Annotated in this window: 22 protein-coding genes; 10 read left to right on the forward strand and 12 right to left on the reverse strand. The window is 69.4% G+C overall.

The genetic code is table 11. From position 1 onward, the window contains the following. Window positions 1-105: 105 nt before the first annotated feature. On the forward strand, window positions 106-1266 hold the full coding sequence (locus tag FB464_RS10975) for a 5-(carboxyamino)imidazole ribonucleotide synthase (protein WP_246093022.1): 1161 nt from the start codon (window positions 106-108) through the stop codon (window positions 1264-1266). Further along, window positions 1263-1508 (forward strand): acyl-CoA carboxylase subunit epsilon, encoded by a 246-nt coding sequence (locus FB464_RS10980; RefSeq protein WP_246093023.1) that lies wholly within the window; start codon window positions 1263-1265, stop codon window positions 1506-1508. The genes FB464_RS10975 and FB464_RS10980 overlap by 4 nt, the downstream gene beginning before the upstream one ends. Before the next feature lie 323 nt (window positions 1509-1831). Here the strand turns inward: FB464_RS10980 and FB464_RS10985 are convergent, their stop codons facing one another. The 4 genes from FB464_RS10985 to FB464_RS11000 all read right to left on the reverse strand — a co-directional run bounded on the left by FB464_RS10985 (window position 1832) and on the right by FB464_RS11000 (window position 6116). Next, window positions 1832-2860 carry a hypothetical protein gene (locus FB464_RS10985; protein WP_246093024.1) on the reverse strand — a complete coding sequence of 343 codons (1029 nt, stop codon included), beginning with the start codon at window positions 2858-2860 and terminating at the stop codon, window positions 1832-1834. Further along, window positions 2842-4005: a sensor histidine kinase gene (locus tag FB464_RS10990; RefSeq protein WP_116413824.1), complete on the reverse strand. Its 1164-nt coding sequence runs from the start codon at window positions 4003-4005 to the stop codon at window positions 2842-2844. Before FB464_RS10990 ends, FB464_RS10985 begins: the two co-directional genes overlap by 19 nt. A 61-nt stretch (window positions 4006-4066) precedes the next feature. Beyond that, window positions 4067-4738, reverse strand: coding sequence for a response regulator transcription factor (locus FB464_RS10995; protein ID WP_116413823.1), 672 nt, complete (start codon window positions 4736-4738; stop codon window positions 4067-4069). A gap of 112 nt (window positions 4739-4850) precedes the next feature. Further along, the gene (locus tag FB464_RS11000; protein WP_116413822.1) at window positions 4851-6116 is read right to left on the reverse strand and encodes a class I SAM-dependent RNA methyltransferase; all 1266 of its coding nucleotides are present in this window, start codon (window positions 6114-6116) and stop codon (window positions 4851-4853) included. Between the two features lie 126 nt (window positions 6117-6242). Between FB464_RS11000 and FB464_RS11005 the strand changes: the two genes are divergently transcribed. From FB464_RS11005 to FB464_RS11015, 3 genes are all read left to right on the forward strand, one after another. Then, window positions 6243-6965, forward strand: a complete 723-nt coding sequence (locus FB464_RS11005) for a Maf family protein (RefSeq protein ID WP_116413821.1) — start codon at window positions 6243-6245, stop codon at window positions 6963-6965. A 79-nt stretch (window positions 6966-7044) separates the two neighbouring features. Further along, window positions 7045-8835 (forward strand): acetyl/propionyl/methylcrotonyl-CoA carboxylase subunit alpha, encoded by a 1791-nt coding sequence (locus FB464_RS11010; protein WP_116413820.1) that lies wholly within the window; start codon window positions 7045-7047, stop codon window positions 8833-8835. Window positions 8836-9243: 408 nt separating this feature from the next. Continuing rightward, the gene (locus FB464_RS11015) at window positions 9244-13035 is read left to right on the forward strand and encodes a DEAD/DEAH box helicase (RefSeq protein WP_246093025.1); all 3792 of its coding nucleotides are present in this window, start codon (window positions 9244-9246) and stop codon (window positions 13033-13035) included. 54 nt (window positions 13036-13089) lie between these two features. On the opposite strand, the gene FB464_RS11020 is transcribed toward FB464_RS11015, so the two are convergent. Both FB464_RS11020 and FB464_RS11025 read right to left on the reverse strand, forming a co-directional pair. Beyond that, on the reverse strand, window positions 13090-14406 hold the full coding sequence (locus FB464_RS11020; protein WP_170151858.1) for a putative Ig domain-containing protein: 1317 nt from the start codon (window positions 14404-14406) through the stop codon (window positions 13090-13092). Window positions 14407-14499: 93 nt separating this feature from the next. Then, window positions 14500-15933 (reverse strand): NAD(P)H-quinone dehydrogenase, encoded by a 1434-nt coding sequence (locus FB464_RS11025; protein ID WP_116413818.1) that lies wholly within the window; start codon window positions 15931-15933, stop codon window positions 14500-14502. Window positions 15934-16028: 95 nt separating this feature from the next. Here FB464_RS11025 and FB464_RS11030 point away from each other — a divergent pair, with 95 nt between their 5' ends. The 3 genes from FB464_RS11030 to FB464_RS11040 are packed head-to-tail and all read left to right on the forward strand — an operon-like array spanning window position 16029 to window position 19392. Continuing rightward, window positions 16029-16865 carry a purine-nucleoside phosphorylase gene (locus tag FB464_RS11030; RefSeq protein WP_116413817.1) on the forward strand — a complete coding sequence of 279 codons (837 nt, stop codon included), beginning with the start codon at window positions 16029-16031 and terminating at the stop codon, window positions 16863-16865. Continuing rightward, window positions 16862-18592 (forward strand): phospho-sugar mutase, encoded by a 1731-nt coding sequence (locus FB464_RS11035; protein WP_116413816.1) that lies wholly within the window; start codon window positions 16862-16864, stop codon window positions 18590-18592. The genes FB464_RS11030 and FB464_RS11035 overlap by 4 nt, the downstream gene beginning before the upstream one ends. Beyond that, window positions 18589-19392, forward strand: coding sequence for an IclR family transcriptional regulator (locus FB464_RS11040; protein ID WP_116413815.1), 804 nt, complete (start codon window positions 18589-18591; stop codon window positions 19390-19392). The genes FB464_RS11035 and FB464_RS11040 overlap by 4 nt, the downstream gene beginning before the upstream one ends. Before the next feature lie 87 nt (window positions 19393-19479). On the opposite strand, the gene FB464_RS11045 is transcribed toward FB464_RS11040, so the two are convergent. The 5 genes from FB464_RS11045 to FB464_RS11065 form a co-directional block, all read right to left on the reverse strand. After that, complete coding sequence (locus tag FB464_RS11045; protein ID WP_116413814.1) at window positions 19480-19752, reverse strand: PTS sugar transporter subunit IIB; 273 nt, start codon at window positions 19750-19752, stop codon at window positions 19480-19482. 11 nt (window positions 19753-19763) lie between these two features. Continuing rightward, window positions 19764-20228, reverse strand: coding sequence for a PTS sugar transporter subunit IIA (locus FB464_RS11050; protein WP_116413813.1), 465 nt, complete (start codon window positions 20226-20228; stop codon window positions 19764-19766). A gap of 5 nt (window positions 20229-20233) precedes the next feature. Further along, on the reverse strand, window positions 20234-21355 hold the full coding sequence (locus tag FB464_RS11055; RefSeq protein WP_116413812.1) for an adenosine deaminase: 1122 nt from the start codon (window positions 21353-21355) through the stop codon (window positions 20234-20236). 109 nt (window positions 21356-21464) lie between these two features. Further along, a complete protein-coding gene (locus FB464_RS11060; RefSeq protein ID WP_116413811.1) occupies window positions 21465-22193 on the reverse strand; it encodes an IclR family transcriptional regulator in 729 nt (242 codons plus the stop codon). An 8-nt stretch (window positions 22194-22201) separates the two neighbouring features. Continuing rightward, a complete protein-coding gene (locus FB464_RS11065; protein ID WP_116416447.1) occupies window positions 22202-23413 on the reverse strand; it encodes an adenosylhomocysteinase in 1212 nt (403 codons plus the stop codon). A gap of 76 nt (window positions 23414-23489) precedes the next feature. On the opposite strand from FB464_RS11065, the gene uriH reads away from it, so the two are divergent. Further along, the gene (uriH, locus tag FB464_RS11070; protein ID WP_116413810.1) at window positions 23490-24437 is read left to right on the forward strand and encodes a uridine-preferring nucleoside hydrolase UriH; all 948 of its coding nucleotides are present in this window, start codon (window positions 23490-23492) and stop codon (window positions 24435-24437) included. A gap of 42 nt (window positions 24438-24479) precedes the next feature. Beyond that, the gene (locus FB464_RS11075) at window positions 24480-24956 is read left to right on the forward strand and encodes a hypothetical protein (protein ID WP_142206673.1); all 477 of its coding nucleotides are present in this window, start codon (window positions 24480-24482) and stop codon (window positions 24954-24956) included. A 28-nt stretch (window positions 24957-24984) separates the two neighbouring features. On the opposite strand, the gene FB464_RS11080 is transcribed toward FB464_RS11075, so the two are convergent. Next, window positions 24985-26283, reverse strand: coding sequence for a thymidine phosphorylase (locus FB464_RS11080; RefSeq protein WP_116413808.1), 1299 nt, complete (start codon window positions 26281-26283; stop codon window positions 24985-24987). Window positions 26284-26388: the final 105 nt, after the last annotated feature.

Consider the following 26388-nt stretch of genomic DNA (forward strand, 5'->3'; position numbering starts at 1 on the left):
CTGTAGAAGATTGTCTCTTGCTAACGACTATAGGTGATGCTTTGTCGGAAACCCCGGAGTCTGTGCTCCCTCCCGCCACGTGCACAGCATCAGTACAGTAGATGGGTGACTGTGCGCGTAGGAGTGATCGGTGGGGGCCAGCTGGCCCGGATGATGATCCCGGCGGCGGTGAACCTCGGCCTCGAACTCGATGTTCTGGCGGAAATCGAGGGCTCCTCCGCCCGATTGGCTGCCACGGAGGTGGGCGACTACCGCGATGCGGAGACGGTGCTGCGGTTCGCTGAGACCGTCGACGTGGTCACCTTCGACCACGAACACGTTCCTGAGCAGATTCTCAGACAGCTCGTGGCGGCGGGCCATTCTGTGCAGCCGGGACCGGATGCCCTGCGCTTCGCGCAGGACAAACTCCAGATGCGGCGGCGGCTCGGCGAGCTGGGAGTGCCGATGCCCGACTGGGCCGAGGTGCAGAACGAAGACGAACTCGCGGCGTTCATCGCGGACCACGGCGGCGAGGCCGTCATCAAGACCGCGCGCGGCGGGTACGACGGCAAGGGTGTTCGCCTCGTGCGCGACGCTGCCGAGGCGGCCGACTGGTTCACCGCGCTCAGCGAAGACGGCCGCGGCGGGTCCCTGCTCGCTGAGGAGCGCGTCGACTTCCGCCGCGAACTGGCCCAACTCGTTGCCCGCCGCCCCTCCGGCCAGACCGCACTCTGGCCGGTCGTCGAGACCGTGCAGCGGCGCGGGGTCTGCAGCGAGGTCTTCGCCCCGGCACCGGGCACCAGTGCGCGTGTGGCCGAGCTCGCGGCATCCATCGCCACCCTCATCGCCACCGAACTCGGTGTCACCGGCGTGCTCGCCGTCGAGCTGTTCGAGACGTCGGATGACCGGCTGCTGGTCAACGAACTCGCAATGCGCCCCCACAACAGCGGTCACTGGTCGATCGACGGCTCGGTCACGAGCCAGTTCGAGCAGCACCTCCGCGCGGTGCTCGACCTGCCGCTCGGCGACACGGGTGTGCGCGCGCCGGTCACCGTGATGGTGAACGTGCTCGGCGGGCCGGCGACCGGCACCCTCGCCGACACCTACCCGCACGTCTTCGCCGACCAGCCGTCGGCGAAGATCCACAACTACGGCAAGGAGCCACGGCCCGGCCGGAAGATCGGGCACGTCACGGTGACCGGCGACGACCTCGACACCGTGGTGTTCCAGGCGCGGGCGGCTGCGGCGCTGCTCGGCGCCGACCTCAGCGACGGGTCGGGATCGTGAGCGGCGCCGAGGTCCAGCAGGGACCGGCTCCGGAGGCCACCGGCCAGCCGCCCATCGTCGTGACGACGGGAAACGCCACTCCGGCCGAGATCGCCGCCATCACGGCCGTCATCAGCGGCCTGCTCGCCGAGGAGGGCGAGGCGCGCCGCGAGGAGGAGCCGGCCGGCACCACGGCATGGCAGCGCAGCCAGCGATCGTTCCGCGGGCAGCTCGATCCGGGTCCCGGTCGCTGGAACGGCTGAGCCGGAGCGTGTCCCCACACGTGTCCCCCACGCGTGTCCCCCAAAGTGCCGACTATGCAGAGGCCTGGCCTCACGGCATTATCAGAAGTGCTTGGTGTCTCTCTTACGAGTTTCACCGCCAGTCACACGCTGTCTAGGGTAAGTAGGCGAGTGACTGGGGGCGAGCCGTTGCGGTATTCGGGTTACGGCAACGGTTCGGAATCTGCTGGGGGTTGGCGTAAGCCGGCCCCCAGTATTCTCCGCAGGCACCGGGGGGTGCCCGGTGGAATGGTGGGACGTCGCAGCGTCCCGACCATACCCACCCCGCTTGTCGACAACACCGCTCACTTCGGGATCTCGAGCCATTCCGACACTTCGTCGTCGTCGCCGTCGCTGCCGAGAACCGCTGCGACCGGGTCGCCGCCGACCCGCAACCCGACGACAGTGACCGCGGCCGTGCTGCTGTCCACGCCGGTCCGCACGATGAGCCGGTCGGCCTGCGACCGTGAGATCTGGGTGGCGAGCCGCAGGTGGATGCGGTCTCGTGCCCGGTCGGAGAGATCCTCGAGCCCCCCGTCGTCGAGAAGCGTGACCTCGATGCCCCGGCGCCTGGCCGCGAGCACTTCCGTGCGCACATCTTCGTTCAGAAGGTACCGCCCCCGGATCTCATCACGGATGGCCCCTTCGAGGTGCAGGCACTCCCGCCGGTCTTCGGCGCTGATCTCCCCGCCGAGGTCGACGACGTGGTGGAGCATGGGGCCCGCAACCCTGTTCATGTTGTCGAGCCGGTAGCGGCCCTCCGTCAGCTGGGCCTCCTGGGTCGCGTGCCAGGCCGCGGCATCGAGCTCGGCACGGGCGAACAGGGTCGTGTCACGGGATGCCCGGCCGAGCCCATGCGTGAGGGCGTGAGCCACTCCCACCCACACCGCGCTGCCGATCCATCCCGTCGTCGTCAGCCGCAACGGGTCCGACCAGGCCAGCATCATGATGCCGAGCACCACGATCCCGATCCAGCCGAAGAGCGGCCGCCGGCGCACGGTGACGATGGTCATCAGCGTGCCGACGGCCGCCACCGACCAGGTCGCGTACCCGTTCGTCACGTGTCCGTCGAGCTGCGAGAGCACCAGGGCCGTGACGGCGACACCGGCGACGACGCAGAGGGAGGCCATCCAGAGCGGCATCGTGGTGGGGCTGGTCGGCCAGAGACTGATCGTGGTGACGGCGGCGTAGAGCACCATGGCCACCACCACCGGCCAGGGCGATGCGGGGGTCTCGATCGAGTAGATCGCCAGCACCAGGTGGTAGGCGGAGAAGAGCGCAGCGAGCGCGAGCACAATGGTGCGGGCATTGGTGATCACCGGAACGGCCCCCATTCCAGCACGATGGATGTTCCGCCGCCCGGAACCGAGAGCACCTTCACCCGGCCGCCGACGGCCTGGACCCGCTCCCGGATGGAGACCCGCAGCCCGAGGCGAGCCGCGGGCACGCTCGAGTCGTCGAAACCGCGACCCGTGTCGGAGATCTGCACTGTGAGCCCGGACGACGGATCGCTGTCGACGATGACAGTGCGGATGACGTTGTCGGTGTCGTCGCCGGCGTGCTGCAGGCTGTTGATCAGGGCCTGCTGGGCCGCGGTGAAGACCGCCTCGGCGACGGCGCCCGGGAGGAGTGTGTCGTCCAGCCGGGCGGAGCGGAAGGCGATCCGGGGGCTGAGCAGTTGGGCCGCGTCGGCCAGGCGTTCCGAGAGCCGGGCGACCGGGACATCCACCGCGACGTCGAAGGCATACGGGGCCTCCTGCAGCGTCTCGAGCGCGGCCGTCGCCATCTGGACGACAGCGCGACGCTCGGTGGGGGTGTCGGCCCGGGCGGCCGCGATCAGGGTACTGAGCACGGTGTCGTGCACCAGCGCGTCGACCTTTGCGCGCTCCACTTCTGCCGCGTGGTTGCGGGCGGCGCGGGTGTACTGCTCCATGGCTGTGCCCTGCGCGGCATCCACCCGGTCGGCCGCTGCCCGGATCGCCGTGATCACCGCCAACGCGAACGCGCCGAGCAGCAGCACGTAGAATCCGTCGAGCAGTGCGAGGACGACGGGCGCGGATCCACCTGCCGGCTGGGTGCGGATGAACACGTACACCGCGGTGATGTCGACCACGTAGAGGGCGGCCCAGCGCGGGGAGAACGCGATTGCGGCGAAGATCATCGAGATCGTGATGAGGTACCAGAGCCAGGGCTGGTCGGCCACCTCGCTGGCCCCGCGGAGCAGCCCGGCCGGCCAGAGCGCCAGCGCGATGGTGTAGACGACTGTGAAGACGCCCATCACGATGTGTGTCGGCTGGGTTCCGCCCCGGTTCAGCGCCGCCATGACGGAGACGACCAGCATCAGCCCGAAGAGCACGACGGCGATGGCGATGGCGAACGGGACGTTCAGGTACTGGGAGGAGACACCCACCGCGGGAAGGGTCTGCACTGCGAAGACGAGTGCGAAGATCGCAGCGGCCCGGGCGAGGATGGTCTCCACCCGCGCGCGGCTGATCGCGCTGCGGAGACGCGCCAGGGAAGGCTGGGGCGGAGGGCCCTGCCTAACGACCGACATTGCTCACGTCGTCGATGGCGAGGATTCCATCTTCGACCGCACGCCTCAGCAGGTCGACCTTCGTCGGGGCGGGTCGGCCCACTTCGACGTATTTCGCACGCACGCGGTCGAGGTACTCCCGCGCCGTCGACGGTGCGATGCCGAGCTGGGCGGCGACCGCCTTCAGGGGCAGACCGGAGGCGTACAGGTGCAGCACGTGCTGCTCCCGCGGGCCGAGCTGGGCCTTCGCGAACTCCTGGTCGGCGTCGATCGCGCTCGCCCATTCGAGGTTGTTGAGCACGTCGCCTCGGGCGACGCTCGCGATGGCGGCCATCACGACCGCCATCGCGCTCGTCTTCGGGATCACCCCTGCAGCCCCGGCGGCCAGCGCCTCCCGGATGCTTGCGGCGCGGTCGGCGATGCTGTGCACCAGCACGGCGGCACCGGCCGCCCTCGCCCGCAGCACGTTGTCGGTGATCCGGGAACCGTCGCCGAGGCTCAGGTCCATCACGATCACGCCCACACGCCGGCCGGCAAGAGCCAGCAGCAGGGCATCCATCGTCGCACCGGTGCCGACCACCTCGTAGCCCGCCTCGATGCACGCGGCTCGGATGCCGAGCAGCACCGACTCGTGATCGTCGACGATCCCCACGAGAACGGGAGCCTGCTGTTCGCTCATTGCGCCACTCCCTCTGTCGCCACTCTGCTGCACCACGCGGTCTGGCCACTGCCCTGTCGCGTGTTCTGCAATGGTAGAGGAGCCGGGTGCCGGAATCCCCCGCCGCGACCACTCATGACGCGGGCGTGAGCACGGCGAGGGCCTCGACGTGGTGCGTGTGCGGGAAGAGATCGAAGGCCCGGAGACTCCGCAGTTCGTAGCCTCCGGCGGTGAGCTGCCCCAGGTCGCGGGAGAATGCCACCGGGTCGCAGGCGACGTAGACGAGCTGTGCCGGGCGGAACTCGAGCAGGCTCGCGACGACCTGCTTGCCCGCTCCGGCCCTCGGCGGGTCGAGGATCACGGAGGCCCGGCTGAAGCCCCCGCGCTCCTCGGCCGTGGCGTTCTTCAACCGGTTCGTGAGGTAGCGGTCGACCCGGGCGGTGACCGCGGTCGCCGCTTTGAGGTCGCGCAGGTTGAACTCGGCGTTCCCGGTTGCACGGCGGTCGCTCTCGACCGTCTCGATCCGCGTCGCCGGGCCGAACCGGGTGGCCATCGCCGCGGCGAGCAGCCCCACCCCGCCGTAGAGGTCGAGGTTCGGAGCGTCGGCGTCGAACTCGCCCTCGAGCAGCTGGTCGCGCACGCCCGTGGAGAGCGTCGCCGCAGCGCCGTGGTGCACCTGCCAGAAACCGAGCTCCTCGAGACGGAACTCGCGCTCACCCACCCGCTCGGTGATCGGGGTCCCTGCCCCCGCGGTGCGGCCCTCGGCCCGAACGACGACCCGCGCACCGCGACGGCCGTCGCTGATCACGTCGACCCGTTCGGCACCGGAGAGCCGTTCATCCAGCGGCGAGGCGTACTCGACCGCGGCCGTCGCAAGCGGAAGCGTGTCGACGGCGACGACCCGGTGCGAGCGCGCTGCGTACGGTCCGACGATGCCGTCGTCGTCGACGTGCAGGCTCACCCTCGTGCGCCAACCGAGGCCGTTCGCCGCGTCGTCTCCCTCGACCGCCTCGACCTCGACCCCGCGGGCCGGATGGTCTTCGGGCAGCTTGCCGAAACGGCCCAGCGAATCGACGAGCACCTGCCGTTTCAGTTCCCGCTGCCAGGGCAGCTCGATGTGGCCGAATTCGGCCCCGCCGGCGCGTCTCGCCGGGTCGCGTTCGAGCGCCGCGTCTGCCCAGATGTGCGGCCGGCGGTGCGGGGAGGGTTCGAGCACCTCGACGGTCTCTGCACGCCAGAAGGAGGAGTGGTCGTCGGCCGAGATGCGCGCACGCACCCTCTCGCCGGGGAGGCTGTCGGCGACGAAGACGACCCGGCCGTCGAGCCGGGCGACGGAGACTCCGCCGTGGGCGACGTTGGTCACGTCGAGGTCGACTTCGGCACTGTGTTCTGTGGTCATGCACCTAGCGTCACACAGATGACGCCCCGGGGCCGGGCGGTGCGGCATCCTGTGCAGAAGTCACCGGCCGATCGCCCTGTGGACGAGAGGATGCACACCCCGTCGACCGGTCGCTAGGCTCGTGCCATGCGGCTCTACCTCGCCTCGACCTCGCCCGCCCGGCTCGCGCTCCTCCGCCAGATCGGCGTCGAACCGATCATTCTGCCGTCGCACGTCGACGAAGAAGCGGCCGTCGTGGCCGCGGAGATCGCGGCGGAACGCTCCCTCACCGCTCCCGAACTCGTCGGACTGCTCGCGCGGCTCAAGGCGGAGGCCGTCATCGGCAGCACCCCCGGCGGCGAACCGATCGACGGCTTCATCCTGGGCGGTGACTCCGCCTTCGAGCTCGACGGCGTCATCTACGGCAAACCCCACCTGCCCGGGATCGCGCGCGAGCGCTGGCAGCGACAGCGGGGGCGTTCCGGCGTGCTGCACAGCGGGCACTGGATGATCGACCACCGCCTGGCCCGCGATCCGTCACCCGTGCCCGACCCGTCGGCCGCCACCGGCCCCGCCGCGCCCGGCCCGGTTCCCGCCGCTCCCGGCCACGGCGCGGTCACCAACGCCACCGTCGAGTTCGAAGGCGACATCACCGACGCCGAGATCGACGCCTACATCGCCTCAGGCGAACCGCTCGAAGTCGCCGGGGCGTTCACCATCGACGGGCTCGCCGCCCCGTTCATCCGCAGCGTCACGGGTGCTCCCTCGACGGTGATCGGGATGTCGCTGCCGACCGTGCGCACCCTGCTCGCGCACTTCGGAGTCAGCATCACCGAGCTCTGGACGCCCCCAGCGGCTGGCTCGTTGTAGGTGTTCGCGCCGTGCGCCACGAGTTTTTTGTAGGCACGTGCCAAAGGGTCTGATCGGCAGACGAATAGGCTAAGGGATTATGTCCCGAATTACGAAAGTCCTCATTGCCAACCGCGGCGAGATCGCGGTGCGCGTGATCCGGGCAGCGAAAGACAGCGGAATCGGCTCCGTCGCCGTCTATGCCGACCAGGACAGAGACGCCCTGCACGTGCAGCTCGCCGACGAGGCGTATGCCCTCGGTGGCACCACCAGCGCTGAAACCTACCTCGTCATCGACAAGATCCTCTCGGTCGCCAAGCGGTCCGGCGCTGACGCCGTGCACCCGGGGTACGGCTTCCTCGCAGAGAACGCCTCCTTCGCCCAGGCCGTCCTTGACGCCGGGCTGGTCTGGATCGGCCCCTCCCCCTCAGCCATCGAGCTGCTGGGCGACAAGGTCTCGGCACGGCACATCGCCGAGCGCGTCGGCGCACCGCTCGCCCCGGGAACGCTCGATCCGGTCTCGGGAGCCGACGAGGTGCTCGAGTTCGTCGCCCAGCACGGCCTGCCGGTCGCCATCAAGGCGGCCTTCGGCGGCGGCGGTCGCGGCCTGAAGGTCGCACGCACCGTGGAGGAGATCCCCGAGCTCTTCGAATCCGCGACCCGCGAGGCGATCACCGCCTTCGGGCGCGGCGAGTGCTTCGTCGAGAAGTACCTCGACCGCCCCCGCCACGTCGAGACCCAGTGTCTCGCCGACGCGCACGGCAACGTCGTCGTCGTGTCGACCCGCGACTGCTCGCTGCAGCGTCGGCACCAGAAGCTCGTCGAGGAGGCGCCCGCGCCGTTCCTCAGCGAGGCGCAGGTCACGGAGCTGTACCGCGCCTCGAAGGCCATCCTGAAAGAGGTCGGCTACGTGGGAGCGGGAACGTGCGAGTTCCTCGTGGCGCTCGACGGAACCATCTCGTTCCTCGAAGTGAACACACGACTGCAGGTCGAGCACCCGGTCTCCGAGGAGATCACCGGTATCGACCTCGTGCGGGAGCAGTTCCGGCTCGCCGCGGGCGGAGTGCTCGGCTACGACGACCCGGCTCCCCGTGGGCACTCCTTCGAGTTCCGCATCAACGGCGAGGACGCCGGCCGCGGATTCCTGCCGAGCCCCGGCCCGGTGCACGTCTTCAAGGCGCCCGGTGGCCCGGGCATCCGTGTCGACAGCGGCGTGCAGGCGGGGGATGCCATCTCCGGCTCGTTCGACTCGCTGCTCGCGAAACTGATCGTCACCGGCGCCACCCGCGAAGAGGCTCTCGAGCGCGCCCGTCGCGCCCTCGACGAGTTCGAGGTCGCTGGCCTGCCGACGGTGCTCCCGTTCCACCGTGCCATCGTGCGTGACCCGGCCTTCGCACCCTCCGCTGGTGAACCCTTCGGCATCTACACCCTGTGGATCGAGACCGAGTTCGACAACACGATCGAGCCGTGGAGCGGGTCACTGGATGCCGCCACCCCTGCCCCCGCCCTCAACACGGTCGTGGTCGAAGTCGACGGCAAGCGCATCGAGGTCGTGCTGCCCGAACGCCTGATCGCCGCGGCCTCGGGTGGCCCACGCGGCGCGGGCCAGACCCTCGGAGCAGCGCCACGACGGAGCGCGGGCTCGTCCGTCAGCGGCAGCTCCACCGGCAACGCGGTGAAGGCCCCGATGCAGGCGACGATCGTGAAGATCGCCGTCGCCGAGGGCGACAAGGTCGTCAAGGGCGACCTCATCCTCGTGCTCGAGGCGATGAAGATGGAGCAGCCCATCCAGGCGCACAAAGACGGCATCGTCACGTCGATCGACGCGGCCGTCGGCGCGACCGTCTCGTCGGGCCACCGCCTGCTCGAGATCACCGACAGCGCAGCGTAGCCCGACGCACCCCCGCGCGGAGTAGCCCGAGGCACCCGCGCGCAGCGGCGCCCGAGACACCCGCGTACAGCGGAGCCCGAGGAACCCGCGCGCAGCGGAGCCCGAGGAACCCGCGCGCAGCTTAGCCCGAGGCACCCGCGCGCAGCGTAGCCCGAGGCACCCGCGCGCTGCGTAGCCCGAGGCACCGACAGTGCGGCGGAGCCCGACGCACCCCCGAACGGCGTAGCCCGAGACACCCGCGCACAGGACGGACGGACGAGCCTCAGCCGGGATGCCTCCCTCTGCGGGGGCGTCCCGGCTGAGGTTCGTCGGTTTGGGCACATCGCCTGCCGATGTCGCTGAGACAGGGCGCACACCGGGGGAAGCGGGCCGGGGGGCGGCGTCGGCGGGCCGTGAGAACATGGGGGCATGCCGTCTTCCGCCTTTCCGCTGGTCGACGCCGCCGACATCGTGCGACTCGTCGGCCGGGGAGCATACGACCGGGGCCGGGCCTACGCGCGCGGCGAATCCGTGCTCGGGCTGCGGTGGAAACCGGATGCCCGTGCGGGCGCCGAACCCGGGGAGAACGGGGCAGCGCCAGAGCCGGTCGACGAATCGCCCACGGGCAGCGGCGGGGCCCTGGCAGCCGAGGTCGTGGGGACAGGACCCCTCCCGTACCTCTGCCGCGTGCGACTCACCCGCATGGCGAACGGATACTGGCTGCCGCTCAGCTCCACGTGCTCCTGCCCCGTGCAGTCCAACTGCAAACACGTCGCCGCGACCCTGTTGAGCAGCAACCAGGCACACCTCCGCGACCTCGGCCACGCAGAGGGCGGGGCGCTGGCGGCACCCCGAGCCCACCTGCCCGCCGATGTCGGCGAGGGCGGAGCCCGGCGACTGCGCGCGCTGGACGGCGAGGAGGGCGGGTCGGCTCCGGACGTCGCCCCGACCCCGGCCCCGGCCCCGAAACCCTCGCCCGAGCCGACCGCGGGGCCGCTCGACGTCGAGAGTCACGCCGACGCCGCGATGGCGTGGGACCGGGGGACGGAATGGTATCCGAGCCTGGCTCCCGCGGTCATCCGCAGACCGGAGGTCGACGACGGGGACTGGCGCGCGATCGTCGGGGGTGCCGCGGGCGCGGCGAACGGGGCGGGGGCCGGTGCTGCCGCGACATCCAGAACCGGATCGGCGGGCCGCACACGGGGCGGCCCGCCGAGACCGCCCACCCGGATGGGCCTGCAGTTCGAGGTGCGCGAATTCGTTCCGCGCACGCGGGAGCAGTGGCGGGGGCCAGCGTCCCGCCCGGCGCAGGTGGCGAAGTCGCGCGATGACACGATCGGTCAACCGCCACGCCGGCTGGGGGTGCGGCCTGTCATCCGCTCAGAATCCGGCGGCTACATCAAGGCGAACGTCACCTGGTCATCGTTCACCCACCAGGTGAACCGGCTGAACCTCGAACCGGAGCACCTGCGCTGGTTCGCCCAGTTCGCCGCGGTGCACCGGGCGACCCGCGAGCTCTACACCGGGCACGAAACCGACTGGCTCTACCTCGACGAGTTCACGAGTCCCCTGCTCTGGCACCTGCTCGATGAGGGCAGGGCGCTCGGCATCCCGCTGCTCGGAACGAAGAAGAGCGCGGTCGTCACCCGCGGTTCCGAGGGAGCGGTGCGGCTCGACGCCACCCGGGCGCCGTCGGGGGCACTGCAGCTGGCGGCGGTCGCCGTCATCGACGGGACGGCAGCGCCGCGGCAGTCTGTCGGCGCGATCGGTGCGCACGGCGTCTACACGTACGAACTCGCGCCGGTGCCCCGCGTGAGCATCGCCCCGGTGGCGGCCGGCCTCAGCGAGCAGGCGCTGGCGTTGCTCGAGCGAAACACCGACATCGTGGTTCCGGGCGACGAGGTCGGGGAGTTCATCGACGAATTCCTGCCGCGGCTGCGACGCGCGATCGATGTGGGCAGCCCCGACGAATCCGTGGCGCTGCCGGAGGTGATGCCGCCGGTGCTCGTGCTGGCGGCACGGTTCCGCGCGAAGAGCGTGCTGTCGCTCGACTGGAGCTGGGAGTATGCGGTGGGGCCCCGCGCGCTCCGGGTGCCGTTGTATGCCGCTGCGGGCATGGGTTCGCGCGACGGCGTCGAGGGCGGCGAGGGCGACGCAGAAGACGACGGCGGCGTGCTGCGCGACCCTGTGACCGAGCGGGAGACGCTCACCCGGGTCACGGAGGTGCTCGCGGAGGAGCCTGACGGAGCATCCATCGAAGCTCTCGACTCGCTCGGTGACCTGGATGCCGCGGCCCCCGAACCGCTGAATCCCAGCCTGGCCCTGCGGGGTTACGACGCGGCGATCTTCACCGACAAGACCCTGCCGCGCCTCGAAGGCCTGCCGGGAGTGCGAGTGGATGTCGCGGGCACGCGCCCCGACTACCGTGAGCTGACCGGCGAGCCGGAATTGACATTCACCACGGTCGAAAGCGACAAGCGGGACTGGTTCGACCTTGGAGTCGTCGTGAACGTCGGCGGCTACCAGGTGCCGTTCGGGCCGCTCTTCAAGGCGCTGGCGAAGAACCAGAAGAAGCTGCTGATGGTCGACAAGACCTACCTCACCCTCGATCATCCGGTGTTCGACCAGCTGCGGGAGCTGCTCGACGAAGCCAGCACGCTCGACGAGTGGGAGACCGGCGTGCGCATCAGCCGGTACCAGGCGAGCCTCTGGTCGGAGTTCGAGGAGCTCGCCGAAGACACCGTGCAGGCCGTCGCGTGGCGCGAGGCGGTCTCGGGGCTGAACGGGCTGAAGGGCGTACCGAAGCCGGAGGTGCCGCCGGGCGTCCACGCGAATCTCCGCCCGTACCAGGTCGAGGGCTACCAGTGGCTCGCGTTCCTCGAGCAGCAACGGCTCGGCGGCGTGCTCGCCGATGACATGGGGCTCGGTAAGACGCTCCAGACGCTGGCGATGCTCGCGCGCGCCCGCGCCGAGGCTCCGGATGCAGCACCCTTCCTCGTCGTCGCGCCGACCTCCGTCGTGTCGAACTGGCTGGCCGAGGCCGCACGCTTCACACCGGGCCTCGTGGTTCGGGGAATCACGTCGACCCAGGCGAAGAGCCGCCGGAGCGTGGCCGATGCCGCGGCTGGCGCTGACGTCATCGTGACGAGCTACGCTCTCTTCCGGCTCGACGCGGCTGCGTATCGTGCAGTCGAATGGTCGGGCCTGATCCTCGATGAGGCGCAGTTCGTCAAGAATCACACGTCGAAACTGCACGAATGCGCAAAGGAGCTCGACGCACCCTTCAAGCTGGCCATCACCGGAACACCGCTCGAGAACAACCTCATGGAGCTCTGGTCGCTCTTCGACATCGTTGCGCCCGGGCTCTTCCCGTCGGCCGGCCGGTTCACCGAGGAGTATGTGCGGCCCATCGAACGGATGCTCGACGACTCTCTGATGCCGAAGCTGCGGCGGCGCATCCGGCCGCTGATGATGCGGCGCACCAAGCAACTCGTCGCCCCTGAGTTGCCCGCGAAGCAGGAGCAGGTGCTGCAGATCGCCCTCGCCCCGGCGCACAGGCGCCTCTACGACGCGTTCTTCCAGAAGGAACGGCAGAAGCTGCTCGGGTTGGTCGACGATCTGGACAAGAATCGGTTCATCGTGTTCCGTTCGCTGACGCTGCTTCGGATGCTGAGCCTCGACGCCTCCCTGATCGACGAGAAGTACAGCTCGATCCCCTCCAGCAAGCTCGATGCGCTGCTCGAACAGCTCGGCGACGTGGTCGCTGAGGGGCACCGGGCGCTGATGTTCAGCCAGTTCACCTCGTTCCTCGGGGTCGCAGCGGCCCGACTGACCGACGCCGGCATCGCGTTCGAATACCTCGACGGCTCGACCCGCAACCGGGCCCAGGTCATCGACGGTTTCAAGTCGGGCAGCGCCCCCGTCTTCCTGATCAGCCTCAAGGCCGGCGGTTTTGGGCTGAACCTCACCGAGGCCGACTACGTGTTCCTGCTCGACCCGTGGTGGAATCCCGCCTCGGAGTCGCAGGCGATCGACCGCACCCACCGCATCGGCCAGACGAAGAGCGTCAACGTCTACCGGCTCGTCGCCCAGGACACGATCGAGGAGAAGGTGATGGCTCTCAAGGAGCAGAAGTCGAAGCTCTTCGATGCTGTCATGGACGACGACGCTGTCTTCAGCAGCGCCCTGACCGCCGCGGACATTCGCGGCCTGCTCGAGTAACCCGCGCCCCCGCACCCGCTCCGCCCCACCTCGCGCCCCCCCGCTCCGCGACGTCTAGAGGCCGCAGGCCTCGTGCCAGTACCAGCAGCCCGTGCTGCCGGGCGCGGGTTCCACGACGATGGTCACGCTCTGTGCCGTTGCCCCCGCGACGTTCGCGGCGATGAGATCGAAGGTGAAGGTTCCGGCGGTCGTCGGGGTACCGGCGAGTTCGCCTGTGTCGGCGTCGACAGCGAGTCCGGGCGGTGGGAATCCCACGGCGGAGAAGGTCAGCGGGTCGAGGCCGGTCACCGTCACCGTGGAGCTGTAGGAGTCTCCCACACGTGCCGTGCCCACTGGCGAGGTGGCGAAGGTCGGCCCCAACCCGAACCGGCTGACAGAACTCGACAGGGCATTGGCCGTATAGAGCTGGCCACTGTCGCCCACAACGGCGGCCTCGGGTGTCTCGGCACTCGACAGCTGGGCCACGACGGGCGTTAACCGTCCGTTCTGTTCGAACATGGCGACCGAAGCGGTACCGAGGTTCGTCACGAACACGTTGCCCTGGCGGTCTGCGGAGACGTTGTACGGGTACGAGTCCGGCGGCATCACCGTGACCGCGGTCACGTTCTTGCCGGCGGGTAGCCTCAGGTCGATGGCACTCACCGTGTTGTCGCCGGAATCAGCCGTGTAGATGAATCCCCGCTGGTTGTGCACGAGCGATATCGGCATGGACCCGCTGGCGAGCGTCGCGAAGGCGGCGGTGACCGTAGCTGTTCCACTTCCGTCGAACGCGATCTGCGAGATCGTGTCGTCGGCCGCGTTGGCCGTGTACACAGAGCCGGCCCAGTCTGTCGTGATGTCGACCGGGCCAGATCCGGATGCCAAGGCGTACCGAGCGACAACGTCGCCGGCCGGTGAGAGCTTGACGACAGCTTCGGGCGAGTGGGTGGCGACGAAGATGTTGCCGAACAGGTCGACCGTCACCGCCTGGGGAAGCTCACCAGCGAGTTCCGAGCCCAGGTGCGCCTCGAACGACGTGTCGATGTCGCCCGTCGTGTCGTCGACCCGCCAGACGGTGCTGGCCAGGTAACTCGACACGTAGAGGCTGCCATGGCCGTCTGTTGCGAACGAATTCGGCTGCGAGAACGACGGGAACTCGGCGTGGAACGACCCGTCGAAGGTTCCGTCGGGGTGGATCTTGCTGATCGATTCGTTTCCGGTGTTCAGCGTGAAGATGTCGCCGGACCCGCCGACGAGGATGTGCGACGGCTCCGACCCCGCCGCGAGCGCGGCGAACGGGTTGGTGATGTCGGGCGCAGCGTGGGCGGCCGGCATCCCCGCGCAGAGCAGGGCAGCGATGAGAGGGAGAACAGCGAGTGGTTTGAGCTTCATATTAAATGAGATTAGCTCAACCATGACCTGAGCGCACCCCTGTGGACAACCCCGGGCATCCAGAGCCGCTGTGAGCGAGAGGGCGAGCGACCCTTACAGCACGATGTGCATCGCTCGCGCCGCGTCCGTGATCGAGCCCGTGAGCGACGGGTAGACCGTGAACGCCCGCGACACCTGGTCGACCGTCAGCCGGTGCTCCACGGCGAGCGCGATCGAGAAGATCAGCTCCGAGGCCTTCGGCGCCACGATGACCCCGCCGATGACGGTGCCCGAACCGGTGCGCGCGAACAGCTTCACGAAACCGTCCTTGATGCCCATCATCTTGGCCCGGGGGTTCTCCGACAGCGGCAGCTTGTAGATGTCGCCCTGCGCGATGCCCTCCTCGATCTGCCGCTGCGTCCAGCCGACGGTCGCGATCTCGGGCTGCGTGAAGATGTTCGACGCGACGTTCCTGATCTCGGTCGGGTTCACCGCATCGCCCATCGCGTGGAACATCGCCGTGCGCCCCTGCATCGACGCCACGGACGCCAGCGGCAGGAAGGTGGTGCAGTCCCCCGCCGCGTAGATGCTCGGCACGCTCGTGCGGGCGACGCGGTTGACCCGGATGTGTCCACTCTCGGTGAGCTGCACGCCCGCCTCTTCGAGCCCGATGCCGGCGGTGTTGGGCACGGCACCGACGGCCATCAGGCAGTGCGAGCCCTCGACGGTGCGCCCGTCGGAGAGGGTCGCGATGACGCCGTTCTCGGTGCGCACCACGGAGTCGGCGCGGGACTTCGAGAGCACGGTCATCCCGTTCCGCCGGAAGACGTTCTCGATCACGGCAGCGGCATCGGCATCCTCACCCGGCAGCACCTGGTCGCGGCTCGAGATCAGCGTGACCTTGGAGCCGAGAGCGGTGTAGGCGGAGGCGAACTCGGCGCCCGTCACACCCGACCCGACCACGATCAGGTGCTCGGGGATCGACTGCAGGTTGTAGAGCTGCGTCCAGGTGAAGATGCGCTCCCCGTCGGGCATGGCGCTCGCGAGCAACCTCGGGTTGGCTCCGACCGAGATCACCGTGGTGTCGCCCTCGATGCGGTCGAAGTCGACTCCGTCGGGGCCGCCCGTCGACACGATCACGGCGTCGGGCCCGTCGAGCCGGCCCTCGCCCTGCACGATCTTCACGCCCGAGCGGATGAGCGTGGACTTCATGTCTTCGGACTGCTGCCGCGCCAGCCCCAGCAGGCGCTTGTTGACCGCGGCGATGTTCACGGCGACGTCGGGGCGGATCGGCCGGCCCGTGTCGTTGCGGCTGAAGAACTGCACGCCGAGGTCGGCCGCGTCGCCGATCGCATTCGCCGCTTCGGCCGTCGCGATCAGGGTCTTCGAGGGAACGACGTCGGTGAGCACGGCGGATCCGCCGACCCCGACCCGTTCGATCAGGGTGACCTCGCCACCCAGCTGGGCTCCCGCGATGGCCGCTTCGTACCCGCCCGGCCCACCGCCAAGAACGGTGATTCTCTGCTTGCGCTCGAATTCATAGGCCATGCGTCTATTCTTCCCCAGCCGCCCATCCGCCGACAAACTCCACAGGTTCCGGTTTGGTCCCGGAAGATGACGATCGTGTTAACTACAGTAAAGGCATGTCTTCTGCAGCAGCCCTGAATCCTCTCGACCAGCCCGACTCGAGTCCCTTCGACATCGCCCGCGAGGCAGCCGACCAGATCGCCGAGCGGAGCGGCATCGAGAAGCACGACATCGCCCTCACCCTCGGGAGCGGCTGGGCGAAGGCCGCCGATCTGATCGGTGAGACGATCGCCACCATCCCGGCCACCGAGATCGTCGGCTTCAGCGCGCCCGCCGTGGTCGGCCACGTCGGGTCGCTCCGTTCGGTGCGCCTGCCGAGCGGCAAGCACGCGCTCGTGATCGGCGCGCGCACGCACTACTACGAGAGCCACGGGGTGCGCCGCGTCGTGCACAGCGTGCGAACGGCGGCCGCGGCGGGCGCGAAGGTGATGATCCTCACCAACGGGGCCGGCGGCATCCGCGAGAGCTGGAAGCCGGGCAGCCCGGTGCTCATCAGCGACCACATCAACCTGACCGCCGACTCGCCCCTCGAGGGCGCCACCTTCATCGACCTGACCGATCTCTACGCGAAGCGCCTGCGCGACATCGCCCGGTCGGTGGATGCCGAACTCGACGAGGGCGTCTACGTGCAGTTCCGCGGGCCGCACTACGAGACGCCGGCCGAGGTGCAGATGGCCAAGGCGATCGGCGGCCACATCGTGGGCATGTCGACCGCCCTCGAGGCCATCGCAGCCCGTGAGGCGGGCATGGAGGTGCTCGGCATGTCACTCATCACGAACCTGGCGGCGGGCATCCAGAAGACGCCGCTCTCGCACAAGGAGGTCATCGAGGCCGGCCAGCAGGCCGAGCCGGTGATCAGCGCCCTCCTCGCCCGCATCGTGGCGGCCCTGTGAGTGCGCGCGGCGAACTCGCCACCGCCGCCCACGCCTGGATCGCGCAGGATCCCGACGAGGAGACCCGAGCCGAACTGACCGCGCTCGTCGCGGCAGCGGAAGGCGGAGACGAGACCGCGGTCTCCGAACTCGCCGACCGTTTCGACGGCCGGCTCACCTTCGGCACCGCCGGCCTCCGCGGGGCGATCGCAGCGGGCCCGAAACGCATGAACCGGGTGCTCGTGGCCCAGGCCGCCCGCGGGCTCGCCGACTTCCTGCTCGAACGCGCCGCCCCGGGCGAGGTGCCGTCGGTGGTGGTGGGGTACGACGGGCGCAAGAACTCGCAGGTCTTCGCCACGGATTCGGCCGAGCTGCTCGCCGGCGCCGGCGTCCGCGCCATCCTGCTGCCCCGCCTTCTGCCGACCCCGTTGGTCGCCTTCGCCGTGCGACACCTCGGCGTGAGCGCCGGCGTGATGGTCACCGCGTCGCACAACCCGCCGAACGACAACGGCTACAAGGTGTACCTCGGCGGTGCCGACGAGGGATCGCAGATCATCTCCCCCGTCGACGAAGAGATCCAGGCGCACATCGTGCGGGTGGCCGCGGCCGGGCCCATCACAGCGCTGCCGCGCTCGACCGACTACGAGCTGGCACCGGAATCGGTCTTCGAGGCATACGTCACCGAGACGGCGGCGGTGTGCTGGCTCCCGGCCGCTGAGATCGGGGCACAGCCGCGCACCGTCTACACCGCGCTGCACGGTGTCGGCTGGGAGACGTTCTCCCGTGTGCTCGGCGCGGCGGGCTTCATCGAGCCCGACGTGGTGGCGTCGCAGATCCGGCCGGATGCCCGGTTCCCCACGGTCGCGTTCCCGAACCCCGAGGAGCCCGGCGCCCTCGACCTCGCGTACGCGGCCGCACGGTCGGGCGGGGCCCAGCTCATCATCGCCAACGACCCCGACGCCGACCGTCTGGCCATCGCCGTGCCCGACAAGAGCACGGAATCGGGTTTCCGCCGGCTGACCGGCAACGAGGTGGGAGCGCTGCTCGGCTGGCGTGCCGCCGAGGCCTACGCGACGTCGGGCGCGAACGCTCCGGCTGCCGTCGACGGAAGCAGGCCGCGCCCGACTCTCGCCTGCTCCGTCGTCTCCTCCCCCGCCCTCGCGGCTGTCGCGCGTGCCTACGGCCTGGGCTTTCGCGAGACCCTCACCGGCTTCAAGTGGGTGTCGCGCGTGCCCGGCCTGATCTTCGGGTACGAGGAGGCGCTCGGCTATCTCGTCAATCCGGCGACCGTGCGCGACAAAGACGGAATCTCCGCAGCAGTCGCCCTGCTCGCGCTGGCAAGCGATCTCGCAGTCGACGGGTTCACTCTGGATGACCAGCTCGACCGATTCAGCGAGAGGTTCGGCCACTTCGGTTCCGCCCAGATCTCGCTGCGGGTCACCGACCTCACGTTCATCCAGAGCGTCATGCAGAGACTACGCGCCGAACCGCCCCGGAACATCGGCGGCATCGACGTGGCCGGCATCGACGATCTGGCCGCAGGGTCGGCGGAGCTCCCGCCGAGCGACATCCTCCGCATCCGGCTGGTCGATGGATCCCGCATCATGGTGCGCCCGAGCGGAACGGAGCCGAAGCTCAAGGTCTACATCGACGTCTCGAGCGACTCCGGCAAGCTGGAGAAGCGCAAGAAGTCAGTGGCGCTCCGCCTCGGCGCCCTCGAAGCGGGGATGCGCGAGCTGGTGTCGTGACGAGTGACATTCCGGGGCCGAGCAGCGGCTTCGTGCAGTCGCTCGCCCGCGGGCTGAGCGTCATCCGCGTCTTCTCCCACGAGACCCCGCGCATGACCCTCAGCGACATCGCGCGCGCCACCGGCCTCACCCGGGCGACCACCCGGCGCTTCCTGATGACACTGATCGAACTCGGCTACGTGCGGAGCGACGGGCGCGACTTCGCGCTCACCGCCAAGGTGCTCGAACTCGGTTTCAGCTACCTCTCGGGGATCACCCTGCCGGAGGTCGCGCAGCCACACCTCGAGGAGCTCTCGCACACGATCGGGGAGGCCACCTCGGCGGCCATCCTCGACGGGCCGGACATCGTCTACGTGGTGCGGGTTCCGACGCACCGCATCATGACGGTCGGCATCAACCTCGGCACACGGCTGCCCGCCTACGCGACATCCATGGGCCGGGTGCTGCTCGCGGGTCTCGACCCGGACGCGCTCGACGACTACCTCCACCATGTGAAGCTCCAGGCCCTCACCGAACGCACGGTCGTCTCGGAGAGCGCGCTGATCCGGGAGCTCGACAGGGTGCGGGACGCCGGCTGGACCGTCGTCGACCAGGAACTCGAGCCGGGCCTCCGTTCGATCGCCGTCCCGCTCCGCGATGAGAGCGGCACCGTGGTCGCCGCGATCAACATCTCTACGGCTGCGTCGTCGGGTACGACCGATTCGGTTCGCGAGAAGTATTTGCCCGCGCTGCAGGCCGCAGCCACGGCGATCTCAGCCGACCTGGTGCTCGCCGAACGGGCGGAGCGGTTCGGCCGGTAGGAGAGCGCGAGCTCGCGGTCGCTCGGGCTCGCGGGCGCTCGGGAATGCGGTCGCTCGGGCTCGCGGACGCGCGGGCGCCCTGAGGCGTCAGCCCAGCGCAGCCTCGAGCTTTGCCGTCAGCTCGTCGACGTCGAAGTAGTTCTGCACCACGATCACGTCGGCGTTCGTCTTGCCGAGCCGGTCGACGAACTCCGGCGACGTCAGGATGACCTGCGCATCCGCCGCGGCGATCGCCACACTCGCCACATCTGTCGCGCTCACCTCAGCCTCGATGTCGAGCCGCGCCAGTGCTCGCTCCGCATTCACCTTGAGGATTCCCGACGTTCCCACGCCGGCCCCGCAGATCGCCACGATCTTCATGTCATTCTCCGTCAGTGTCTTTCCCGGAACGACGATACTCCCGGAACATCGAAGACCGCACGAACGTCGGCCACGCTGCGGGCCGCAGCGAGCCGGCCGATCGCCGACGAATCGTTGAACACATTCGCCAGTTCTGCGATGCCCGCGACGTGCTCGTCGGCCGTGATGACGGCCAGACCGAGCACAACCGACACCGGGTCGTTGTACGGATGCCCGAACACCACCGGTTCGGTGAGCGTCACCACCGACATCCCCGACGTCACCACATCGGGCCCCGGCCGGGCATGCGCAAGTGCCAGCCCGGGTGCGATGACGATGTAGGCACCGAACTCCTCGACCATGCCGACCATCCGCTGGCCGTACGGCGCCGCCGCGAACCCGGCCGCCTCCAGCCCCTCCCCGGCGAGCAGCACGGCACCCCGCCAGTCGGCCGCCGTACGGCCGAGCAGGATTCCCGCGTCAGAGAGGGCGAGCATCCGCTCTACGCTTCGTCGAAACCTTCGGAGATGACATCAGCCAGCTCCTCACGGTCTTCAAGCGGAAGGAACGTGGCGGCGGCAGCGTTCAACTGGAAGGTCTCGAGATCGGTGAGGTCGTAGTCGAAGACGTCGGAGAGCAGCGCGAGCTCACGGCTGATCGTGGTGTTGCTCATCAACCGGTTGTCGGTGTTCACTGTCACCTTGAAACCGAGCTGGTAGAGCAGGTCGAACGGATGATCGGAGAGATCGTCACCCCACTTCTCGATCGCTCCCGTCTGGAGGTTAGACGACGGCGAGAGCTCGAGCGCGATCTCCCGGTCTTTCACCCACTGTGAGAGGCCGCCGAGCGTCACGTAGGTGCTCTCGTCGTCCTGGCGCTCGATGGTGATGTCCTCGGCCAGGCGCACACCGTGCCCGAGCCGCAGGGCGCGACCGTCGAAGAGGGCGCCCCGGATGCTGTCGAGGCCATCGGCCTCGCCGGCATGCACGGTCACGGGGAAGTACTGCTGGGCGAGGTAGTCGAACGCCGCACGGTGGTTGCCCGCCGGGAAGCCGAGTTCGGCGCCGGCGATGTCGAAGCCCACGGCCCCGCGGTCGCGGTGGCGCACGGCGAGCTCGGCGATCTCCATGGCGCGATCGGCGTGCCGCATCGCGGTGATCAGCTGGCCGACACGGATGACGCGGCCCTCCGCACGCGCATCGTCGATGCCCTGCTCGATGCCGGCCTGCACGGCCTCCACGGTCTGGTCGAGCGTCAGGCCCGACGCGAGGTGCTGCTCGGGCGCCCAGCGCACCTCGCCGTAGACGACACCGTCGGCGGCCAGGTCCTGGACGAATTCGCGCGCGACGCGGCTGAGGCCCTCTCGGGTCTGCATGACCGCGATCGTCACATCGAACGTCTTGAGGTAGTCGACGAGCGAACCCGATCCGGCACTCGTCTCGAACCAGTCGGCCAGGTCATCCGGAGTCGACGCCGGAAGGTCGAAGCCGATCGCGTCGGAGAGCTCGACGATCGTTCCCGCACGGAGGCCGCCGTCGAGGTGGTCGTGCAGCGACACCTTCGGCAGGGAGCTGATGCTGATGTCGGTTCCGCTCAGGAAATACTCTTCGCCTCGGTCTGACATCTGGTTCCTCCGGTGTTCCTGGGGCTCAGCCCCGTCGCGGCCTCGGTGCGAGCGCCGAGCAGAACACAATCTATCGGAAGCCGCTGACGGCAGACACGAAATGCCGGGTTCAGGATCCGCCGCCGAGCAGATCGACCCCGATCTGCCGGGCGGCGACGGCGGCGCGTGAGCGCACGAAGTCGCTCGTGCGCTCACTGAAGCTCGTCGCGACGTAGGGCACGGTGAGTACCGCGAGCGCGCGTTCCCTGCTGAGCACCGGGAACACGATGTCGGTGACGCCGGGCTGCAGCGCGTCGGGATGCTCGAGGTAGCCGTTCGCCCGGATCTCCGCGAGGTCGGCGTGACCGGCCGCCGCGGAACCTTCGCCCGAGAACGCCAGCTGCACCCGCCCCGACGCCGTCGTCTCGACGGGGAACAGCGCGCCCACCCGCACCTGGAACCCGAAGTCGCCCGGGCTCACGACCTGCGTCACCACGCGCATCCGGCCGGCATCCAGCACGCTGAGGTTGCACGACGACCGCGTCTCCTCGGCCAGCCGCCGCATCGGGGGCTGCGCCGCAGCGATCAGCGACCGGAGCGGTTCCTGCCGGTGCGCGAGCTCGAACAGCATCGTCGAGAGCAGGTAGACGCCGGTGCCCGCGTCGCGGTAGAGGTAGCCCCGTCGCTCCAGCAGCGTGAGCACGCGGAAGATCTGGGTGGCGCTCCGGCCGATCGCCGCGGCGATCTGCGCCTGGCTGAGCCCGGTGTCGCTCGATGCCAGCAGCTCGAGAACGTCGAGCGCCTTGTCGAGCGCGGGCACGGCGTAGTCGGGGCCCGCGGTCGACGGTGAGCCGGTCATCCGCTCGCCTATGCCGACGCCGACATCGCGGTGAGCATGCGCCGCGCGATCGTGCGCTCGATGTCGTCGGGCACCGGCTGGGCACCGGCCGGCAACGAACCCGAGGCCGCAGCCAGGGCGATGCGTTCGAGCGAGAGCGTCTGCAGCAGGAATCCGAGGTCCATGGACTGGATCGAATTGCCCTTGGGTGAGCGACCCGCGAGGTTGAACATGCGGCCCTGGGCGAGGAGCACGAGATGGCGGCCGTCCGGCAGCTCGATCCGGTCGATCGCCTCATCGACGGCCCGGCTCGAGACGCTCGACGCGAGGAGGGCCGGCACGTCGATCTCCCACGGGAAGTGGCCGCAGTTCGCGAGGATGGCGCCGTCGTGCATCCGGTCGAAGACTTCCGCGCCCACCACACCGGGTCGGCCTGTCGCGGTGATGATCACGTCGGCCCACGGCGCGAGATCGACCGCGGTCGACACCCGGAACCCGTCGAGCGCCGCCTCGAACGCCTTCAGCTCGTCGATCTCGGCGACCGCCACCTTGCCGCCGAGCGAGCGGAGATAGTGGGCGACGCCTCGTCCGCACCAGCCGTAGCCGACGACGACGAACCGGGTGCCCGGCACCATCAGGTTCGTGATGCGCATGAAGCTCTCGGCCACCGACTGGCCGACCGCGTGCTTGTTCTCGCCGATCTGCTTCAGCAGGCTGTCGTTGATCACGATCACGGGGAACGGCACGAGACCTGCCAGTTCGGTGCGCAGCCGGTCCCCGCCGGAGGTCGTCTCCTCTGTGCCGCCCAGGATGCTCGCGGTGCCGCCGCGCGCCACGATCCCGGCCGCGAGGTCACCGCCGTTGTCGAGCAGGATGCTCGGCTGCGCGTCGAGCACGCGACCGACGTTCGCGTGGTGCGCGACGAGGTCGTCGTCCCGCCGGCCGAAGATCGTGAGGCGCCGACCGTCCACCTCGAGGTCGTTCAGGTAGGCGACGACATCGTCCTGGGTGGAGCCGTGATTGCCCGTACCGGCGATCTCCGCACCGCCGGCCGCGAGGGTCTCGACGAGCACGGCCGTCTTCGGCTCGACATGGAGCGACATGCCGATGCGGTGGCCCTCGAACGGACGAGTGCGCTCGAAGTCCTCCCGGGCCTGGGCGAGCAGGGGCATGCGGGAGCGGATCCACTCGACCCTGCGGGCTCCGGATGCGGCGTCGAGGTCGTTCTTCGTTTCGGTCATGCCGAGCATCCTTTCATATATGAAGACAAGTTTCATATATGATCGAGAGATTCTTCCTTCCGTCGAAAGGCCAGCCATGCCGCGCAAGATCATCCTCGACTGCGACCCCGGTCACGACGACGCCATCGCGATCCTGCTCGCGCATGGCAACCCCGACGTCGAACTGGTCGCCGTCACGACGGTGGTCGGCAACCAGACGCTCGAGAAGGTCACGCGGAACGCGCTCTCCGTGGCGCGCGTCGCAGGCATCACCGGCGTGCCGTTCGCGGCCGGCGCCGCGCGCCCGCTCGTGCGGAAGGTCGAGGTGGCCGAGAGCATCCACGGCGAATCCGGGCTCGACGGTCCGGTGCTGCCCGAGCCCACGATCACGCTCGACCCTCGGCACGCGATCGACCTCATCATCGACACGATCATGGCGCACGAGCCGGGCGAGATCACGCTCGTCGCGACCGCGGGCCTGACGAACATCGCGATGGCCGTGCGCAGGGAGCCCCGCATCGCCTCCCGCGTGCGCGAAATCGTGCTGATGGGCGGCGCCTACGCCGGCGGCAACTGGAGCGCGACGGCCGAGTTCAACATCATCATCGACCCCGAAGCCGCGCACATCGTATTCAACGAGTCGTGGCCGCTCACGATGGTCGGGCTCGACCTCACCCACCAGGCCCTCGCGACGCCAGCGGTCGCGGCATCGATTGCGGAGATCGACACAGCGCCTGCCCGCTTCGTCGGCGAACTGCTCGAATTCTTCGGCGAGACCTACCGCGAACACCAGGGCTTCGACTCGCCCCCCGTGCACGACCCCTGCGCCGTCGCCTACGTGATCGACCCCTCCGTCATGACCACCCGGCGCGTACCCCTCGACGTCGAACTCACCGGAACACTCACGCTCGGGATGACCGTGGCCGACTTCCGGGCGCCCGCTCCGGATGACTGCACCACCCAGGTCGCGGTCACCCTCGACCACGCGCGCTTCTGGGCCCTCGTCACCGACGCCCTCCGCCGCATCGGCGACCCCGCCCCGTAACCCTCCTCTCACCACTTCGTGAGTCGATGTCATGATTGTTCGATGCTCCATTTCACATTCCATGATCTCGAACCGTTGGAGGGACCTTCGGCGGGGCTGGGCCTCTGCGACCTCACCGTGTCAGGGAATCTCGGCTCCGCGAGTTCGCACGGCCTCCAACCGAACGCTTCAATGATGGTCGTCCCCTCGCTCGCCTCCCTCCTCTTCGCGGTAACGAGCATCCTGAGCCCCCGCGCAAAAACCGCTCACGCCGCGTTCGAGGCCACCGCTTCGCCCTTCACGCTGACTTTTCGGCGGAGCGCCAGAGGTGTCCGCGTTTCTGGGAGCGGCGGCGAGATCGACCAGGGCAGCGTCGAATCGTTCACCGCAGCCGTACACCGGGATGTGGTGGGATTCGCAACGCTGCTCATCGGCTCCCTGCCGCCCGACGAGGACGGAACCGCAGACCTCCACGAGGCCGTGACGGCGTTCACCCGAGCCGCGCCCGTGCCCCCGCCGATCCGCCCGGCACTCCCGTAGGCTTCACCTCCCACCGACCCCTCACCGGTCAGCGCGGGGCGATGCGCTCCGCCACGAGGGGGCCGCGGGCCACGTACTCGGCCGGGTCGCCGATGGCGTAGGCGCCGTCGAGCGCCTCGAGGGCCCGCTCGAAACGGGAAGGCTCGTCGGCGCTCAGCGTGAACAGGGGCTGCCCGGCCACAACGGTGTCGCCGGCCTTCGCGTGCAGGTCGATGCCCGCCGCGTGCTGCACCGGATCCTCGGCCCGTGCCCGCCCCGCACCGAGCCGCCAGGCCGCGATGCCGAACGGGAGGGCGAGCTGCTCGAGCAGCACACCCGACGACTGAGCCAGCACGGTGTGCGTCTCGCGGGCGACAGGCAACGCGGCATCCGGGTCCCCGCCCTGCGCGCGGATCACGGCCCGCCACGAGTCCATCGCCTGCCCCGAGGCGAGCGCTCCCGCGACATCCGCGTCGGGCTGCCCGGCGAGCGCGAGCATCTCGGAGGCGAGCGCGAGCGTCAGCTCGACCACATCCGCGGGCCCGCCGCCGGCCAGCACCTCGACCGACTCCCGCACCTCGTTCGCGTTTCCGATCGCGAGCCCGAGCGGCCGGTGCATGTCGGTCAGCAGCGCCGACGTGCGCACCCCGGCGTCGTTGCCGAGGTCGACCATCGTCTGCGCGAGCTCCCGCGACTTGGCGATGTCCTGCATGAACGCACCGGAGCCGAACTTCACGTCGAGCACCAGCGCGGCCGTGCCCTCGGCGATCTTCTTCGACATGATCGACGACGCGATCAGGGGAATCGCCTCGACCGTGCCGGTGATGTCCCGCAGGGCGTAGAGCTTCTTGTCGGCCGGCGCGAGTCCGCTGCCCGCCGCACAGATGACGCCGCCGACGTCGCGCAGCTGCTGGAACATCTCCTCGTTCGACAGCGACGCCCGCCAGCCGGGGATGCTCTCGAGCTTGTCGAGCGTTCCACCGGTGTGCCCGAGCCCGCGCCCGGAGAGCTGCGGCACCGCGACCCCGAACGAGGCCACGAGCGGCATCAGCGGCAGGGTGATCTTGTCGCCCACGCCCCCGGTCGAGTGCTTGTCGACGGTCGTCTTGCCGAGCCCCTCGAAGCTCATGGTCTCGCCGCTTGCGATCATCGCAAGCGTGAGATCGCGGATCTCCGGTCGACCCATGCCGTTCAGCAGGATCGCCATCGCCATGGCTGCCATCTGCGCATCTTCAACGTAGCCGCGGGTGTAGGCGTCGATCATCCAGTCGATCTGGGAGGTGGTCAGCGTGCCGCCGTCCCGCTTGGTGCGGATCAGGTCGACGACGTCGTGGGCTTCGATGCTCATGTGGTGCTCCCAGGTGGGGGGATGGTGGATGTTCGGGGTGGCCGACGCCGACGGGCGGACGTTCGGGGGGCGGACCCCGGCGGGTGGATGATCGGAGGGCGGCCG

Source organism: Subtercola boreus, assembly GCF_006716115.1.
Taxonomy (GTDB): Bacteria; Actinomycetota; Actinomycetes; order Actinomycetales; family Microbacteriaceae; genus Subtercola; species Subtercola boreus.

Excerpts from the sequence above, each read along its gene's own strand:
- FB464_RS10985 (WP_246093024.1), bottom strand. The coding sequence starts at position 2,860 with ATGGGGGCCGTTCCGGTGATCACCAATGCCCGCACCATTGTGCTCGCG.
- FB464_RS10995 (WP_116413823.1), bottom strand. The coding sequence starts at position 4,738 with ATGAGCGAACAGCAGGCTCCCGTTCTCGTGGGGATCGTCGACGATCAC.
- FB464_RS11000 (WP_116413822.1), bottom strand. The coding sequence starts at position 6,116 with ATGACCACAGAACACAGTGCCGAAGTCGACCTCGACGTGACCAACGTC.
- FB464_RS11005 (WP_116413821.1), top strand. The coding sequence starts at position 6,243 with ATGCGGCTCTACCTCGCCTCGACCTCGCCCGCCCGGCTCGCGCTCCTC.
- FB464_RS11010 (WP_116413820.1), top strand. The coding sequence starts at position 7,045 with ATGTCCCGAATTACGAAAGTCCTCATTGCCAACCGCGGCGAGATCGCG.
- FB464_RS11015 (WP_246093025.1), top strand. The coding sequence starts at position 9,244 with ATGCCGTCTTCCGCCTTTCCGCTGGTCGACGCCGCCGACATCGTGCGA.
- FB464_RS11020 (WP_170151858.1), bottom strand. The coding sequence starts at position 14,406 with ATGAAGCTCAAACCACTCGCTGTTCTCCCTCTCATCGCTGCCCTGCTC.
- FB464_RS11025 (WP_116413818.1), bottom strand. The coding sequence starts at position 15,933 with ATGGCCTATGAATTCGAGCGCAAGCAGAGAATCACCGTTCTTGGCGGT.
- FB464_RS11030 (WP_116413817.1), top strand. The coding sequence starts at position 16,029 with ATGTCTTCTGCAGCAGCCCTGAATCCTCTCGACCAGCCCGACTCGAGT.
- FB464_RS11045 (WP_116413814.1), bottom strand. The coding sequence starts at position 19,752 with ATGAAGATCGTGGCGATCTGCGGGGCCGGCGTGGGAACGTCGGGAATC.
- FB464_RS11050 (WP_116413813.1), bottom strand. The coding sequence starts at position 20,228 with ATGCTCGCCCTCTCTGACGCGGGAATCCTGCTCGGCCGTACGGCGGCC.
- FB464_RS11055 (WP_116413812.1), bottom strand. The coding sequence starts at position 21,355 with ATGTCAGACCGAGGCGAAGAGTATTTCCTGAGCGGAACCGACATCAGC.
- FB464_RS11060 (WP_116413811.1), bottom strand. The coding sequence starts at position 22,193 with ATGACCGGCTCACCGTCGACCGCGGGCCCCGACTACGCCGTGCCCGCG.
- FB464_RS11065 (WP_116416447.1), bottom strand. The coding sequence starts at position 23,413 with ATGACCGAAACGAAGAACGACCTCGACGCCGCATCCGGAGCCCGCAGG.
- uriH (WP_116413810.1), top strand. The coding sequence starts at position 23,490 with ATGCCGCGCAAGATCATCCTCGACTGCGACCCCGGTCACGACGACGCC.
- FB464_RS11075 (WP_142206673.1), top strand. The coding sequence starts at position 24,480 with ATGCTCCATTTCACATTCCATGATCTCGAACCGTTGGAGGGACCTTCG.
- FB464_RS11080 (WP_116413808.1), bottom strand. The coding sequence starts at position 26,283 with ATGAGCATCGAAGCCCACGACGTCGTCGACCTGATCCGCACCAAGCGG.